The sequence below is a fragment of the Streptomyces sp. NPDC006197 genome, assembly GCF_040613865.1.
Lineage (GTDB): Bacteria > Actinomycetota > Actinomycetes > Streptomycetales > Streptomycetaceae > Streptomyces.
Map to the genome: position 1 here is coordinate 1 of NZ_JBEXSZ010000064.1, position 15,244 is coordinate 15,244.

At 73.3% G+C, this 15,244-nt stretch carries 13 protein-coding genes; 6 read left to right on the forward strand and 7 right to left on the reverse strand.

All coding sequences use genetic code 11. From position 1 onward, the window contains the following. Positions 1–65 precede the first annotated feature (65 nt). The 5 genes from ABZ318_RS20735 to ABZ318_RS20755 form a co-directional block, all read right to left on the reverse strand. Positions 66–2,189 (reverse strand): ATP-binding protein, encoded by a 2,124-nt coding sequence (locus tag ABZ318_RS20735; RefSeq protein WP_356903931.1) that lies wholly within the window; start codon positions 2,187–2,189, stop codon positions 66–68. Continuing rightward, positions 2,186–2,827: a DUF4255 domain-containing protein gene (locus tag ABZ318_RS20740; RefSeq protein ID WP_356903932.1), complete on the reverse strand. Its 642-nt coding sequence runs from the start codon at positions 2,825–2,827 to the stop codon at positions 2,186–2,188. Before ABZ318_RS20740 ends, ABZ318_RS20735 begins: the two co-directional genes overlap by 4 nt. Then, on the reverse strand, positions 2,827–3,378 hold the full coding sequence (locus ABZ318_RS20745) for a response regulator transcription factor (protein WP_356903933.1): 552 nt from the start codon (positions 3,376–3,378) through the stop codon (positions 2,827–2,829). The genes ABZ318_RS20740 and ABZ318_RS20745 overlap by 1 nt, the downstream gene beginning before the upstream one ends. A gap of 421 nt (positions 3,379–3,799) precedes the next feature. Then, a complete protein-coding gene (locus tag ABZ318_RS20750; RefSeq protein WP_356903934.1) occupies positions 3,800–4,399 on the reverse strand; it encodes a DUF4328 domain-containing protein in 600 nt (199 codons plus the stop codon). Positions 4,400–4,507: 108 nt separating this feature from the next. Further along, positions 4,508–5,263, reverse strand: coding sequence for a TetR/AcrR family transcriptional regulator (locus ABZ318_RS20755; RefSeq protein ID WP_356903935.1), 756 nt, complete (start codon positions 5,261–5,263; stop codon positions 4,508–4,510). Positions 5,264–5,416: 153 nt separating this feature from the next. Here ABZ318_RS20755 and ABZ318_RS20760 point away from each other — a divergent pair, with 153 nt between their 5' ends. The 3 genes from ABZ318_RS20760 to ABZ318_RS20770 all read left to right on the forward strand — a co-directional run bounded on the left by ABZ318_RS20760 (position 5,417) and on the right by ABZ318_RS20770 (position 9,603). Beyond that, a complete protein-coding gene (locus ABZ318_RS20760) occupies positions 5,417–6,928 on the forward strand; it encodes an NAD(P)/FAD-dependent oxidoreductase (protein WP_356903936.1) in 1,512 nt (503 codons plus the stop codon). A 101-nt stretch (positions 6,929–7,029) separates the two neighbouring features. Beyond that, positions 7,030–7,989, forward strand: a complete 960-nt coding sequence (locus ABZ318_RS20765; protein WP_356903937.1) for a diiron oxygenase — start codon at positions 7,030–7,032, stop codon at positions 7,987–7,989. A 24-nt stretch (positions 7,990–8,013) separates the two neighbouring features. Then, positions 8,014–9,603 (forward strand): FAD-dependent oxidoreductase, encoded by a 1,590-nt coding sequence (locus ABZ318_RS20770; protein ID WP_356903938.1) that lies wholly within the window; start codon positions 8,014–8,016, stop codon positions 9,601–9,603. Here ABZ318_RS20770 and ABZ318_RS20775 read toward each other — a convergent pair. Continuing rightward, the gene (locus tag ABZ318_RS20775; RefSeq protein WP_356903939.1) at positions 9,600–10,652 is read right to left on the reverse strand and encodes a LacI family DNA-binding transcriptional regulator; all 1,053 of its coding nucleotides are present in this window, start codon (positions 10,650–10,652) and stop codon (positions 9,600–9,602) included. The two genes, ABZ318_RS20770 and ABZ318_RS20775, sit on opposite strands and share 4 nt — an antisense overlap. A 137-nt stretch (positions 10,653–10,789) precedes the next feature. On the opposite strand from ABZ318_RS20775, the gene ABZ318_RS20780 reads away from it, so the two are divergent. Then, positions 10,790–11,854: a C45 family peptidase gene (locus ABZ318_RS20780; protein ID WP_356903940.1), complete on the forward strand. Its 1,065-nt coding sequence runs from the start codon at positions 10,790–10,792 to the stop codon at positions 11,852–11,854. 54 nt (positions 11,855–11,908) lie between these two features. Continuing rightward, positions 11,909–13,240, forward strand: coding sequence for an MFS transporter (locus ABZ318_RS20785; protein ID WP_356903941.1), 1,332 nt, complete (start codon positions 11,909–11,911; stop codon positions 13,238–13,240). A 42-nt stretch (positions 13,241–13,282) separates the two neighbouring features. On the opposite strand, the gene ABZ318_RS20790 is transcribed toward ABZ318_RS20785, so the two are convergent. Further along, on the reverse strand, positions 13,283–13,987 hold the full coding sequence (locus tag ABZ318_RS20790) for an alpha/beta fold hydrolase (RefSeq protein WP_356903942.1): 705 nt from the start codon (positions 13,985–13,987) through the stop codon (positions 13,283–13,285). Positions 13,988–14,174: 187 nt separating this feature from the next. Here ABZ318_RS20790 and ABZ318_RS20795 point away from each other — a divergent pair, with 187 nt between their 5' ends. After that, complete coding sequence (locus tag ABZ318_RS20795) at positions 14,175–15,071, forward strand: hypothetical protein (RefSeq protein WP_356903943.1); 897 nt, start codon at positions 14,175–14,177, stop codon at positions 15,069–15,071. Positions 15,072–15,244 lie beyond the last annotated feature (173 nt).

Genomic DNA, 15,244 nt, shown 5'->3' on the forward strand with positions numbered 1-15,244 from the left:
CCCGGCCGACCGCATCCGGTCCGTGAGCGTCCTGGGCGAGGAGTCCCGGCGCCGGATGTTCGCCTTCATCCGGCGTGCGGGCAGGGCGCGTCCGCGTCCAGGACCAGCCTTCCCGCCTTCCGGTACTCGCGCCGCGCCCCGGCCCGTACGTCCTCGCCGGTCACGGCCGAGCCGCGGGCCGCCGCCAGATAGCCGGCCGTCACCGCCGCCGAGCGGATCGCGCCGCCGGCGAGCTCGAACTCCGCGGCGCACCGCGCGATCTCCTCGTCCACGTCCTCCGCCTTCGGCGTGCCCGCCAGGCAGGAGTGCCAGAGCGAGACGCGCTGCCCGGGGTCGGGGAACGGGAAGTCCACGACCAGGTCGAGCCGGCGGGTGAACGCCTCGTCGATGTTGGCCCTGAGGTTGGTCGTGAGCACCGCGATCCCGTCGAAGGCCTCCAGGCGCTGGAGCAGATAGGCGCTCTCCAGGTTGGCGTACCGGTCGTGCGAGCTCTTCACCTCCGACCGCTTGCCGAAGACCGCGTCGGCCTCGTCGAAGAGGAGGACGCAGTCCGTGCGGTCCACCTCGGCGAAGATCCGCTCCAGGTTCTTCTCGGTCTCCCCGACGTACTTGTCGACCACCGAGGAGAGGTCCACCACATAGAGGTCGAGGCCCAGTTCGCCCGCGACGACCTCGGCGCCGAGCGTCTTCCCGGTGCCCGACTCCCCGGCGAACAGCGCGACGACACCCCGCCCGCGCCCGCCCCCCGTGCGCAGCCGCCACTCGCCGAGTACCCGGTCCCGGTTCCGGGCCCGGCCGGTCAGCTCGCGCAGCAGCTCCAGCGGCTCCTCGGGAAGCACGAGATCGGCGAACCCGACGGCCGGCCGGATCCGCCGCGCATGGCTGTCGAGGAGCGGCGCCGACACCAGCCGGGCGCCGCGTCGCAACTGCGCGAGCGTCAGCGCCGTGCCCTCGAACGCGGCGAGCGCCCGGGCGGAACGCGCCGCCCGGCGGACCTGATCGCCGCGGAGGCGGTACGGGGCGGTGGCCGCGTCCAGGTCGAAGTCGACGGCCACGGCAGCGAGTTCGCGGTGCCACAGGCCGTCGGGGCCCGCTGTGTCCTCCGGCGCGTCGAGCGCGATCAGCTCCGCGTCCGGCGCCCACCGGAGATCGGGCGCCCCGGTGCCGGCGAGGACCACCGTCACGCCGGACGAGGCGAGGGCGCGCACCAGCGGCCCGGTCCGCGGGGGCAACGGGTCGACGACCACGGCGGCGCCGCGCAGCCGGGCCTCACGCAGCAGCAGCCGCGCCGCCCCCTCGTCCACGCCCTCCGGCCGGTACCGCAGCACGGGTCGTCCGGCGGCGCGCAGCGCGGCCACCACCCCGTCCGTGGCGGCCCCGGGGACGCGTTGACGCAGATGGACGGTGACGGGCCCGGCGGCGACGACCCGGGCCCCGAGCGGCGTGGTCGCGGCGGCCGCGTCCGCCGCCCCCGCCGGCAGCAACTCCACTTCGGAGGCCGGGAGTCCCGCGTCGAGCCGCCCGTCGTCGCCGAGGAGGTGCGCCACCACCCGCTCCGGTACGCGCAGGGCCCGCCCGGGCAGCGGCCGGTCCTCGTCCTCGACCTCCAGGAGGCCGCCGGACCGCAGCGGGGCGGCCGGATGGAAACGGTCCCGGGCGGCCGGGTCGAAGGGGCCGGTGCCCGCCAGGTCCAGGGCCAGGGCCACGGTGGCGCGCCGTCGGCCCACGTCGTCGTTGAGGTATCCGTACAGCGCCTCGAAACCCCGGTCCACGTCGGGCGCGAGCGCCGCGAGGAGGACGTGGGCGTCGAGCGCGGTGAGCCCGAAGCCCCGTGCCAGTCGGGCCAGTCGGCCCGTTCCGCCGATGTCCGGAAGGGAGAGGCCGCCGTCCGGAAGAGGGGCGCCGCCGCCCGGAAGGAGGGCGTCGTCGTCCTGCGCCGTCGGTCCGTGCACCGCCGTCGGTCCCTGCGCTGCCGTCGGTTCCTGCACCGTCGTCGCCCGCGCCGCCGTCGGTCCCGGCTTCGCTGCGATTCGGCGGGCCGTCTCCCCGGTGACGTACAGGCCGCGCAGCGGATCGCCCGCCGTGGGGTCCCCGGCGCTCCGGGCGTCCACGAGCGCGGCGACCCGGTTCCGCAGCGCGGAGAGCAGGTCGAGGACGCCGTCGGTGCCCCGGAGGTCGTCCTCGCTCATGCGCCGCCCTCCCGCCGCGGGTCCGCCCTGACGCCGATGCGCCGCCGCATCCGGGGGGCGGAGTCGTCCGGTACGCCGTCGATCCCGCGCACGAGGATCTCCGCGCCCTCGGTGACCGGCGGCGCCGCCGCGTACACCGGAGCGACCGGGAACGGTGTGGTGACCACGACGTCGAGCGAGGGCTTGAGCTCCCCGCCGAGCGCGGACCAGATGTCCGCCAGCGAGCGCGACTCGGCGGGCGGCACCGCGACGGAGAGCGGCAGGGAGGTGGCGATCGGCCGCACGGACTCCGGCACCGCGTCTCCGGAGAGCACCTCGTGCGGCAGGAGCAGCGCCAGCGCGCCCGACAGGAGCCGGTGCTCGTCCTCGGGACGTGAGGTCCAGGCGGTCACCAGGTACGAGAGCCGGAACCAGCGCGGCGGCAGGCGCCTTCGCGTCACGATCCCGTCGGCGTCCCGCTCGGCCCGCGCGCCGCGCTCGCGCCGGGCCACGTCCTCCCGGATGTCGTACAGGTAGGCGTTGAGCGTGGGAGCGTTGCGGCGCGCCGCCCAGTCGCGGGTGGGGGCGTCGAAGGCGATGTCGCCCGTGACGGCGGGGGAGAGCAGCCGGCGCAGGGCCTCGTCTATCTCGTGGATCATCAGATGTAGCCTTCGCGGAGCGCGTACGCGACGGCATGCGCCCGGTTGGTGAGCTGGAGACGGGTCATGAGCGAGTGCAGGACGTTCTTCACGGTGCGCTCGGAGTAGGCGAGCCTCTCGCTGATCTGCCGGGTGTCCAGACCCTCGGCGAGCAGCCGCAGCACGTCCACCTCGCGGGGCGCCATTCCGAAGAGCGGCACCGACCCGCCGGTGCCCGTTCCCGCCGCCGTCGCCCGCTGGAGCCGGCCCACCTGGTTCAGGAGGCGGCTGACCAGGTCGGGCGGTAGTTCGCCCTCACCCCGTGCCGCGCTGTGCACGGCGCTCAACAGCCTTTGCTCGGTGGCCTGGTGGCGCCAGATGATGGCTCGTACCCCGTGCTCGACCACCGTCAGGAGATCGGGTTCGCGCAGCTCGCGGGCGACCAGCACGACGCGCTGGTCGCGGCCGCGCAGCAGGCGCCGGAGTTCCGCGGTGGTGGGTTCGTCGATCCGGTCCGCGAGCATCACCGCCACCGCGGGGGCGTCCCGGTTCCCGTCGTCGTGCTCGGGCACGAAGTCGATGGTCGGTTGGTGCCGTAAGTGGCTGATGAGTCCGGCCCTGCTGAGTGGGTCGGATGCGTGGACGGTCACCGTCACCCGTGTGGTGAGCACTTCCGCTGCCTGCTCCTTCTCACGCGCCTCGACCGTCCGGGCGTGGTCGGGCGCCCGGGACCGGCCGGCGGGGCGACGGCGGCCTCACGGCCGTCGGTCGCCACGCACGGTGAGGCTCCCCGTGGTCTGCTGGTCCGTGACCGGCGCACCGGTCACGATGGTCACGTCCAGCTTCCCGTGCGGTACTCACGTCTCGCTAACGCTCCGCTGCCGCGCTCCGGAACCTCGCACCGGGGCCGTCCACAACGCTCTTCCCCTGTGGCGCCCGCCACTTGGGGCGTCCGCGCGGCGGCGGGAGGGCGGTTCTCAGACCATGTCGACGTCAGGTCATGTTGAAGTACGGGAGGGGGCCGGCGGGCTGGTCGGCGGTGACCCGGCGGACGACCGCGATCGCGAGGATCGCGCACAGGATGCTGAGACTCTGGTCGACCGGGTTGCGGTAGTCCGTCTGGCCGAGGATCAGGAGGTGGACGGCGACCGAGAGGGGACCGTCGCAGAGCCAGACGAACCACCAGGCGTTGATCAGCCAGGCGTCACGGGGCGGACCGCCGGCCCGGCGGATGTCGAGGGTGATGTGGCGCGGCAGCCACCACATGGCGAGCGGGACGATCCAGGCGCCGAGGGCGAAGGCCGGGCTGTACTTGTGGGTGCCCGGGGCGAGCACCTCGGCATTGCAGCGGACGCGATGGAACCAGACCAGGAACGCGATCCAGCACGACACCTGGAGCACTGCCGGGAACGGGACCATCTCCTCGGAGAGCCAGGGTGAGTCCTGGCCGCCGGTGGCGATGACGTAGATGTCGGCGAGTGCGGAGGTCGCGATCAGCGACTGGGCGACGAGGGCCGGTCCGTTCGGGTTGCGGAATCTGTAGCGGGGCCCCCGCACGGCCGCCGGCCCGACGGGCACGTTGTACTGGTCCATGCTTCATCCCCCCGAATGCGGCCGAGTGGTACGGCGGCCTTGATCACCGGCATCGTAGAGGCGCGCCGGCCGGCCGGCCAAGGGCCGGGAGCCGGGGAAGCACCGGGGTCAGCGGCGGTCGTCCGTCGTGTCGTACGGGGCGCCCGGCTCCGGCGGTTCCGGGACCGGTCCGATCGGCTGGTCGGGGTCGAGCTTGATGCCCAGGCGCGGGGTGGCGCCCGCGAGCAGGCCCCAGAGGGCGTCGCTCAGGAAGTGGGTCAGGTCGTCGAGGGAGCTCCGCGACTCGGGGTGGGCGGCCCACTGGTTCACCACGCCGTCCACCAGGCCGACCATGCCGAACGCCAGGTTGAGGTTGAACCCCGTGGGCGCCGCCTCGCCGTCGAGGAACCGCTCGGCGTACGAGTCCAGGAGCCGGGCGAGGTGGAGGGCGACGGCGGTGCGGGTGCCCGCGACCGCGCGTGAGCCGGCGGCGGGCTGCCCGGGCGAACCGGTGCCGAGGAAGCGGTGGAGGTGGGGGTGGAGCGCCACCCAGCCCACGTAGGTGGCCGCGGCGAGCTCGATCGCCTCCCGGATCGTGCCCTTGGGGTCGAGGGCGGGGGACAGGGCGGTCATCAGGTCGTCGGTGATGCGCGCGCGGATCTGCTCGTCGAGGTCCTCGCGGCTGCGGAAGATCCGGTAGACGACGGAGCGGGGCATGCCGGCCTCGGCGCCGATCGCCGCCACGCTGACCGTGGTTCCCTCGCGGCCGATGACGGTGAGGGCCGCGGTGAGGACCTGGTCCCGACGTTCGGCGCGGTGGCCGCTCCAGCGGGTGTCACGGCCGTCGGGGCGCCCGTCGTTGCGTGTGTGTCTGTCCTCGGCCACGGCGTGGATCGTACCCGGCGGCGGGGACGAGGCCGGGCGACAGGGGTGGCGCAGGTCACGTTACCGCCGGTATCCTGGACGCTGTGACACAGGTAAATTCCGGGGCCTGAGGAAGAATGCCCGCCGGTACGACCGGCAGTGGAGGGGACGGACATGGAGAACCAGCACGTCGACGTGCTGATCATCGGGGCGGGGCTGTCCGGCATCAGTGCCGCCTGCCACCTGCTCGCCGGGAACCCCGGAGCCACGTACGCGATCATCGAGCGGCGCGCCGGGATCGGCGGCACCTGGGACCTGTTCCGCTACCCCGGCATCCGCTCGGACTCGGACATGTACACCTTCGGCTACGGCTTCCGCGCCTGGCACGGCACCAAGGTCCTCGCCGCAGGACCGGACATCCGCCGCTACATCCGGGCCACCGCCGAGGAGCACGGCGTCGCCGACCGCATCCGCTTCGGCCACCGGGCCCTCCGGGCGGACTGGTCGAGCGCCGAAGGCCGCTGGACCGTCGAGGCCCTCGACGAGGCCACCGGCGAGACCCGCCTCCTCACCGCCCGCTTCCTCGTCGGCGCCACCGGCTACTACGACTACGACGCGGGCCACCGCCCCGAGTTCCCCGGCGAGGAGCGCTTCCGCGGCACCCTCGTGCACCCCCAGCACTGGCCCGAGGACCTCGACCACACGGGCAAGCGCGTCGTGGTCATCGGCAGCGGCGCCACCGCCATCACCCTCGTCCCCGCGATGGCCGCCGAAGCCGCCCACGTCACCATGGTCCAGCGCTCGCCCACGTACGTCCTGGCGCTCCCCGCGGACGATCCCCTCTCCGTCCTCCTGCGCCGGCTGCGCGTCCCCGCCCCGCTCGTCCACCGGGTCGGGCGCACCCGCAACATCGCGATGCAGCGCGCCCTGTACGCCCTGTGCCGCAAGGCCCCCCGCCTCATGCGCAAGGTGCTCCTCGGCGCCGTGCGGGCGCGGCTCGGCAAGAGCGTCGACATGCGCCACTTCACCCCGGCGTACAAGCCCTGGGACCAGCGGCTGTGCGTCGTGCCCGGCGGAGACCTCTTCACGACGCTCAGGAGCGGCCGGGCGTCCGTCGTCACCGACCACATCGAGACGTTCACCGAGACCGGGATCAAGGTCGGGTCCGGCGAGGAGATCCCCGCCGACATCGTCGTCACGGCCACCGGCCTGCGCATGCAGCTCGCCGGCGGCATGGAACTCGCGGTCGACGGAAAGCCCGTCGTCACCCGCGACCACCTCCTCTACAAGGGCGTGATGCTGGACGGCGTCCCCAACCTGGCGATGATCATCGGCTACACCAACGCCTCCTGGACGCTCAAGGCCGACCTCGCCTCCGCCTACATCAGCCGGCTCGTCGCCCACATGGACCGCCACGGCCTCACCGCCGTCACCCCCGTCGCCACCGAGGCCGACCGCTCCTCCGTCTCCGTCATGGGCGAGTCGCTGACCTCCGGCTACATCGCCCGCGGCGACGCGATCATGCCCCGCCAGGGCACCCGCGACCCGTGGCGGATCCGGAACGACTACTACCGGGACCGCCGCGCGCTGTGGCGGTCCCCGATCGAGGACCCCGCGCTCCGCTTCGACCGCGCGGTCCCCGACGGGCGCCCCGCCGAGCGGGAGGACCGGACCCCCGCGGTCTGACACCCCTCCGGAAAACCCTCGGAAAAGCCCTTCGAAAGCCCTCGAAAAGCCCCTCAGAAAAGCGCCTCCGGACAGCCGACCGCGAGAGAACGAGGACGACGATGACCAGCGTGCAGAGCTACCACGAGAGGCTCCGGATCCTGTCCGAGGCCTCGGTGCACATCCACTTCGACGCGTTCACCGACATCGACTGGGACCACCCCGACTTCGCCATCGACCCGACGGACCCCCGCTGGGTGCTCCCCGCGGCCGACCCCCTGGGCGGCCACCCCTGGTACCAGGAGCAGCCCCTCGAGGTCCGCACACGCATCGGACTGTGGCGGTACGCCAACATCGTCAAGGTCGGCATGCAGTTCGAGAACGTCCTCATCCGCGGGGTGATGGACTACCTCTTCGCCCTGCGCAACCAGAACCCGGAGTTCCGCTACCTCACCCACGAGGTCACGGAGGAGTGCCACCACACCCAGATGTTCCAGGAGTTCGTGAACCGCGCGGGCGCCGACGTGCCCGGCGGGCGCCGCTCCTTCCGCGTGCTCAGCCGCTTCCTGCCCCTGGCCGGCTCGCTGATCCCCGAGTCCTTCTTCACCGGCGTCCTCGCCGGGGAGGAACCCATCGACCACCTCCAGAAGGCGATCCTGCGCGGCGGCGAGGACATCCACCCGCTGATGCGCCGGCTCATGCAGATCCACGTCGCCGAGGAGGCCCGGCACATCTCCTTCGCCCACGAGTTCCTGCGCGTCAAGGTCCCCGGCTACGGCCGGGCGCGCCGGGGCGCGCTCTCGGTGGCCTTCCCCGTGATCATGCGGGTGCTCGGCGACGTCATCATGGTCCCCGACCGGAAGACCGCCGAGACGATAGGCGTGCCCCACTGGGTGATCAAGGACATCTTCTGGAAGTCGTCCGACGGCGAGAAGATGCTCCGCGACCTCTTCTCCGACGTGCGGATGCTCGCCGAGGACATCGGCCTGATGAACAGGGCCTCCCGGCGCGTCTGGAAGGCGCTGCGCATCGACGGCCGCCCGTCCCGCCACCGCGGCGAACCCGCCCCGCACGCCGCCTGACCCGCGAACGGAGAGCCACTCCCCATGCCGTACGTCGTCACCCGGTCGTGCTGCGCGGACGCCTCCTGCGTCCTGGCCTGCCCGGTCAACTGCATCCACCCCGCCCCCGGCGAACCGGGCTTCGGGCAGACCGAGATGCTGTACGTCGACCCCCGCACCTGCGTCGACTGCGGCGCCTGCACGACGGCCTGCCCGGTGGACGCGCTCAAGCCGCACACCGGGCTCACCGAGGCGGAGCTGCCGTTCCTCGAACTCAACCGGGCCTACTACGACGCTCATCCGCACGAGGACCGGGCGCCCATGGCCCTCGTGCCCGCCCAACGCCGCCTCTCCGCCGCCGAGTTGCGGGTCGCGGTCGTCGGCGCAGGGCCGGCCGGGCTGTTCGCCGCCGACGAGCTGCTCCGGTACCCGGGCGTCACCGTCACCGTCCACGACCGGCTGCCCACCCCGTACGGACTCGCCCGCGCGGGAGTGGCCCCCGACCACCAGGACACCAAGCAGGTCGCCCGGCTGTTCCGCACCGTCGAGAGCCAGCCCGGCTTCTCGTACCGGCTCAACACCGAGATCGGCCGCGACCTGCACCACGAGGACCTGGTCCGCGACCACCACGCCGTGATCTACGCCGTCGGCGCGGCCACCGACCGGCGGCTCGGCATCGACGGAGAGGAACTGCCCGGCAGCGCCTCCGCCACCGACTTCGTGGCCTGGTACAACGGCCACCCCGACCACAGCGCCACCCCCTACGCCCTGGACGGCGAGCGGGCCGTCGTCATCGGCAACGGAAACGTGGCCCTGGACGTGGCCCGCGTCCTCACCGCCGACCCCGACGCCCTGGCCCGCACCGACATCTCCGACCGGGCGCTCGCCGCGCTGCGGACGAGCCGCGTCCGCGAGGTCGTCGTGCTCGGGCGCCGCGGACCGGCCGAGGCCGCGTTCACCCTGCCGGAACTGCTCGCCCTCGCCGCGCTCGACGGCGTCGACGTCCTCGTCCAGGGTTGGCCGACCGACCTGCCCCCGGACGCCACGCCCAAGACCAGGGTGCTCGCCGAGCTGGCCGCCCGGACCCCCGTGCCGGGACGCCGCCGCATCGTCCTGCGCTTCCGGACCCGCCCGACCCGGATCCTCGGCGACGACCGGGTGACCGGTCTGACCGTCGAGACGGCCGGGGCCGTGGAGAGCATCGAGGCCTCGCTCGTCCTGCGCGCGATCGGCTACCGCGCCCGGCCCGTCCCCGGCCTCCCGTTCGACGAGCCGACCGGCACGGTGCCCCACCAGAGGGGCAGGGTCCGGCCCGGCGTGTACGTGGCCGGCTGGATCAAACGCGGCCCCAACGGGTTCATCGGCACCAACAAGTCCTGCGCCCAGGAGACCGTCTCCGCGCTCCTCGACGATCTCGAAGCCGGTCTGCTCCCCGCTCCCACCGGCGGGGGCCCGGCGTCCGGCGGGCCCCCGGAGGCCGTCGGCCTCGACGGCTGGCGGGCGATCGACGAGAGCGAGCGTGCGGCGGGCCGGCGCCAGGGACGCCCCCGTGTGAAGCTCGTCGACAGGGACCAGCTGCTCGCCACCGCCCGCTCCACGTCAGGCCGCCCGCCCGCCCGCTTCCTCCTGACCTAGGGCCTGTCTTTCGGATCAGGCCCGGACAGGCCCTGGCGTCTGGTCGACCCCCTCGGACGGAAACGGGCCCGGGTGAGGCGGGGGGCGTCGGCGGGGCGGCCGGCGATGAGGGACTGGAGGATGTCGAGGAGGGCCGCCGAGCTGTCGACCGGGTTCAGTTCGAGCGCGGAGATGGCGGGGCGGCTGTTGCGGGCGTGCTCGGAGTCGGAGCCGGTGACCACCATGGTCCGCTCCGGGACCCGTACGCCGCGTGCCATGAGGCCCCGCTGCACGCCGGCCGCGTGCCGCCCGGTGAGGCAGAAGACGGCGTCCGGCAGCCCGTCGTCGACGAGCCGGCCGGCGAGGGCCGCGCCGCCCTCGACGCCCGCGCGCTCGGGAAGCTCGTACAGGCGTGGCGTGCTGCCGCGCTCCTCGCACCAGCCGAGGTAGGTGTCCTGGTGTTCCAGGTTCCAGGCGTTCGGGTCGGTGCCCCGGACCAGGGCGACGGAGCGGGCGCCCGCGCCCTCCAGGTGGGTCAGGACCAGGCGGGCGGAGGCACGGTCGTCCTCCGAGGCCCAGTGCGTGAACTCCGGGCGCCCCGGCGGGCGTCCGTAGGTCACGTACGGGATGCCGCGCTCCTCCAAGCGTGCGATGACCGGGTCGTCCACGTGCGGGTTGGTGACGATGTAGCCGTCCAGGGAGAAGGCGAGCGGCGGGACCGGAGCCCGTGTCAGGTCCGGCACCAGCATGAGGCTGAGGCCACGGGCCAGGGCCTGTGAGGCGGCCGCGCCCACGAACCGCTCGAAGACGTCCACGCCCGCCGGCGCGTAGTCGCCGAGGGCGTCGAGGGAGCGCAGCACCAGACCGACGGCGCCCATCGGGGAGCGGCGCAGCCCGCGGGCCAGGGCATCGGCCTCGTACCCCATCTGCTCGGCGACGGCACGGATGTGCTCGCGGGTGGCCGTGCTGAGGGTGCCCTTGTCGTTGAGGGCGTGCGAGACGGCGGTGATGGAGACCCCCGCCTTGCGCGCCACGTCCTTGATCGTGATGCCCCGCGTCCGTGCCACCACGCGCCGCCTGTCCTGGAACGTCCCGGAAGGACGGGAGGGAAGAGTTCCCCCAAGCATTGCATAAAACGTTTTACGTTCCTAGCTTGATGCCCGCCGCCCCTCTCGGCCCGCGGCCCCGTCAGCCTCGAAGGAACCCCGTGGAACTGCACACCCTCACCACCGAGACGACCGACCCCCGCGAGCGCGGAACCCTCCTCGGCACCCGGTTCGGCGCCCAGGTCCGGCGCGTCGCGGAGCTCTACCGGGAGCACTTCGCCGTCCTCGGCCTGCCCGCCGACCAGGTCCGCGACCTCGCCACCCGCAGCCACGAGGCACTCCGGGCCTGGGCGCCGTCCCTCGCCGAGGAGTCGGACGCCTGCGCCGACGCGGCCGGCGTCGAGCGCTGGACGGTGGCCGCCGTCGGCGCCCGCACCGAGATCCTCGCCGGCTGCCCGACGCCCGGGAAGGGCGAGTGCTCCACCGCGGTGTTCGCACCCGCAGGGGCCGCGCCGCAGACCGTGCAGACCTGGGACTGGCACGACCTGCTCGTCCCGGAGGCGCTGCTGCACGAGCTGACGCCGAGCACGGGCCGCACGGTGAAGCTCTTCACCGAGTTCGGCGCCCCCGGCAAGATCGGCGTGAACAGCGCCGGCCTCGGCGTGCACTTCAACATCCTGTTCCACGCGTCCGACTCCGCGAGTGGCGGCGTGCCCGTCCATGCCGTCGCCCGCCGCATCCTCGACGAGGCCGACACCCTCGACCAGGCCGTCGAGATCGCCTCGACGGCACGCGTCAGCGCCTCCACCTCGCTGACCGTGGTCACCGCCGACTCCTCCGCAGCGAGTCTGGAGCTCTCACCCGCCGGCCTCGCGGTGGTCCCGGCCGCCGAGGACGGCTGGCTGCTGCACACCAACCACTTCCTCGACGCCGGCCTCGCGGCGGCGGACACCGGACCGGCCGACTCGATGACGACGGAGCGCCTCGCCCACCTGCGCGAGGTGCGGGCCGCGATGCCGGGACTCCCGCCCGCCGAACGGGCGCGGGCCTTCTGCGGCGACGACGGGGCCGACGCCGTCGTCTGCATGCGGCCCGACGCGCACAAGGCGCCGCACGAGCAGTGGGGCACCCTGCTCACCGTCGGACTCGACGTCACCCACTGCGCGATCGACTACCTGGCCGGCGCGCCGCACGAGGCCCCGACGGCCGGCCTCGCCCGCTTCTGACCCGCACTTCCCCCTGTTCGTTTCCGCTCCCTCCCCACCCCCGAAGGACCCGCCATGACGGAGACCGTCCGGCCCGGCCTCAAGGCCCGCGCGGCCAGAGGCACTCGCACCTTCCTCATCTCCGGATTCGGAACGGCGCTGGAGTTCTACGACTTCATCATCTACGGCCTCGCCGCCGCGATCGTCTTCCCCACGGTCTTCTTCCCCGGCTTCGACCGCACGGTGGGCACCCTGGTGGCCTTCGCGGCGTTCGGCAGCGGCTTCGTCGCCCGCCCGCTCGGCGGCATCGTGATCGGTCACTTCGGCGACCGGATCGGCCGCAGGTCGATGCTGATTCTTACGCTGCTGATCATGGGCGGCAGCACCTTCCTCATCGGCTGCCTGCCCTCGTACGGGACCCTGGGCATCGCCGCTCCGGTCATGCTCGTCGCCCTGCGCCTCGTCCAGGGCTTCGCGGCCGGCGGGGAGTGGGGCGGCGCCTCCCTCTTCGGCATCGAGAACGCCCCCGAGAACCGGCGCGGCCTGTGGGGCAGCTTCACCAGCGCCGGCATCGGCATCGGCAGCCTCTTCGGCACGGGCGCCTTCACCCTGATCACCCTGCTGCCGGAGGGTCAGCTCGAAGCCTGGGCCTGGCGCGTGCCGTTCTGGCTGGGCGGCGTCCTCGTCCTCGTCGGAGTCGTCGCCCGCGGCCGCATGCCCCAGGAGGAGCGCCGCACGGACGGCGCGCCCCGCGTCCCCATCCTGGACTCGATCAGGCGGCACCCGCGCCAGATGCTGCTGGCCATCGGCGTGGCCTTCGGCTACAACACCCTCGCGTACATCGGCACGATCTTCACGGTGACGTACGCCGAGGAACGCGGCTACAGCCCCACCGAGTCCCTGCTGCTCCAGGTGGCGGGCTCCGTCGCCTTCACGATCGCCGTGCCGCTCATGGCCCTCATCTCCGACCGGAAGGGCCGCAAGCCGGTCGTCATCCTCGGCACCCTCGCGTACGCGGCCTTCTTCTTCCTGTACTTCCCGCTGGTGGACGGCCACGTCCTCGTCCTGGCCACGCTCGCCTACGTCCTGGTGAACGTGCTGATGGCCGCCCCGCAGGGCTGCATCCCGGCCTTCCTCGGCGAGCAGTTCGCGGCGGCCACCCGCTACTCGTCCCTCTCCGCCACCTACCAGACCGGTGCCGCGCTGGGCGGCGGCACGGCGGCCACCGCCGCGACCGCGCTGTTCCTCGCGTACGACGGCGACCCGATCGGTGTCGGGCTCTACTCCGGCGCGGCGGCGCTGGTCCTGGTGCTGTGCGCCTGGGGCCTGCGGGAGACGTTCCGGGTCCCGACGGCCCGGCTCGGCGAGCGGGTCACGGAGCCCGCCGCCGAACGGGTCGCGGTCTGAAAGACGAAGGACACCCCCCTACGGCGGTCTGAAAGACACCCCCTACGAGCGGAGAAACGCGCGGACTCCCCGGGAGACCGCGTCGTCTCCCAGGAGCGCGTTGTGGTCGAGGCAGCCGGCGCCGTTGTTGGCGGCGCCGGCCAGCGGCACGCTGCTGTCGGGGTTGATGACCTCGTCGCAGTTCGACCACCAGGTGGCGTAGCGCACGGCCCCGGGCGTCTCGTCGCCCTCCGCGAGCTTCTTCTGGACGTAGGAGCCCGGGGTCATGTCGCGGCAGGCCTGGTCCCACAGTGCGCACGCCCAGGCAGTGGAGGTGCCGTGGTTGGGGCCGGCGAGGGAGACCCAGTGGGCGACGGATGACTGTCCGGCGGCGTCGAACTTCACGTACCAGCGGGTGACGAGGCTGCCGAAGGAGTGGGCGACGAGATCGACCCGGGCGGCCCCGGTCTGCCGCTTGACGTCCTCGACGTACGCGGCGAGTTCGCCGGACAGGACCTCGTTGACGGACCGGTGCGTGTCGTAGCCGAAGGAGAACAGCTCGGCGTCGGTGTACCCGTCGGCCTTGAAGTCCGCGCGCAGCCCGCCCCAGACGCCCGGGTCGGCGTTGTAGCCGTGGACGAAGACGACGGGGGTACGGGCGGAGGAGCCGAGCGCGGGCGTCTCGGCGCGGACGGACGCCGCCGGCAGGAGCAGCGACGCGACGACGGCGAGCAGCGGAATGGCGATCCGGCCACGGAGTCTCAACACGCTTTCCCCTAAAATGAGTTACGCACGAGTAGTCACGAGCATGGTGGGGGCCGAGGGGGCGGATGACCAGCCCCCTGCGCGGCTTCGCCGGCCCCGGGCTTCCGTCAGGTGATCGCGAAGGGGGACGCGCGTGCGGGGAATGCGGGGACGTCGGGGGAGTGGCGGGGACTCCGGTCGTGGCGAGGACGTGGCGCGTCTTCGCGTGGCCGCCGAGGCGGGGGACGTCACGGCGATGTTCCGGTACGGCGTGCGTCTCGGGACGGGCGACGACCGGGACGGCGGCGAGCTGTGGCTGCGCCGGGCGGCCGCGGCGGGCCATCCCGAGGCCGGCGTGACCCTCGGCGTACTGCTCCACCAGTGGCAACGGCCCGCGGAGGCCGAGCCGTTGCTGAGGGCGGCCGCCGGGTCCGGACACGTACGGGCGATGGAGATCGTCGGGTATCTGATGCGGCAGCGGGGCGACCACGCCGAAGGCGTCCTCTGGTACCGGCGATCGGCCGAGGGCGGCAACCCGTACGCGATGGCCGTCCTGGGGGGCCTGGACAAGGAGCGGGGAGACCTCGCCGGGGCCGAGGGCTGGTACCGGCGGGCCGCCGAGGCCGGCCTCGCCGACGCCGCGTACGTGGTCGGGACGCTGCTGCACGAGCGGGGCGAGAGCGCCGAGGCGGAGCGATGGGCCCGCCGGGCAGCGGCCGGGGGCAGCACCGCCGCGATGAAGACGCTCGGGGCCCTCGCCCTCAAGCAGGGGGACCGGGAGGCGGCGAAGGCCTGGTACCGCAAGTCGGTGGCGGCCGGGGACGACGAGGGCCGCCGCCTGCTCTTCGCGATGCTCAACCGCGCGGAGATGCTCGGCGAGCTGGAGAAGTGGCTGACCGAGCGCGCCCGGAAGGGTGACGTCGACGCGTACTTCGCGCTGGGGCGGGCCAGGGAGCTGGACGGGGATCTGTACGCGGCGCAGGGGTGGTACGAGAAGGCCGCGAAGGCGGGGCACGTCGGGGCGATGATCCAGCTGGCCCGGCTCTCCGAAGCGCAGGGCCACCTCCGTCAGGCACGGGCGTGGCGCCGGAAGGCCGCCGAATCCTGAGGCCCGTGTGACGGATTGACCCCATTTCGCGGTGGCCTGCCGGCCCCACCGGGGAACTGGTGCCGCCACAAGGGTTGTCAGTGCAATTTCACATTACTATGTTACAGCGCACACGGCCCGATGATTGACCGTCATCCGCCGTGCGAACCCGACCAGTTCGCGAACGCATCCCC

Excerpts from the sequence above, each read along its gene's own strand:
- ABZ318_RS20735 (WP_356903931.1), bottom strand. The coding sequence starts at position 2,189 with ATGAGCGAGGACGACCTCCGGGGCACCGACGGCGTCCTCGACCTGCTC.
- ABZ318_RS20740 (WP_356903932.1), bottom strand. The coding sequence starts at position 2,827 with ATGATCCACGAGATAGACGAGGCCCTGCGCCGGCTGCTCTCCCCCGCC.
- ABZ318_RS20750 (WP_356903934.1), bottom strand. The coding sequence starts at position 4,399 with ATGGACCAGTACAACGTGCCCGTCGGGCCGGCGGCCGTGCGGGGGCCC.
- ABZ318_RS20760 (WP_356903936.1), top strand. The coding sequence starts at position 5,417 with ATGGAGAACCAGCACGTCGACGTGCTGATCATCGGGGCGGGGCTGTCC.
- ABZ318_RS20765 (WP_356903937.1), top strand. The coding sequence starts at position 7,030 with ATGACCAGCGTGCAGAGCTACCACGAGAGGCTCCGGATCCTGTCCGAG.
- ABZ318_RS20770 (WP_356903938.1), top strand. The coding sequence starts at position 8,014 with ATGCCGTACGTCGTCACCCGGTCGTGCTGCGCGGACGCCTCCTGCGTC.
- ABZ318_RS20785 (WP_356903941.1), top strand. The coding sequence starts at position 11,909 with ATGACGGAGACCGTCCGGCCCGGCCTCAAGGCCCGCGCGGCCAGAGGC.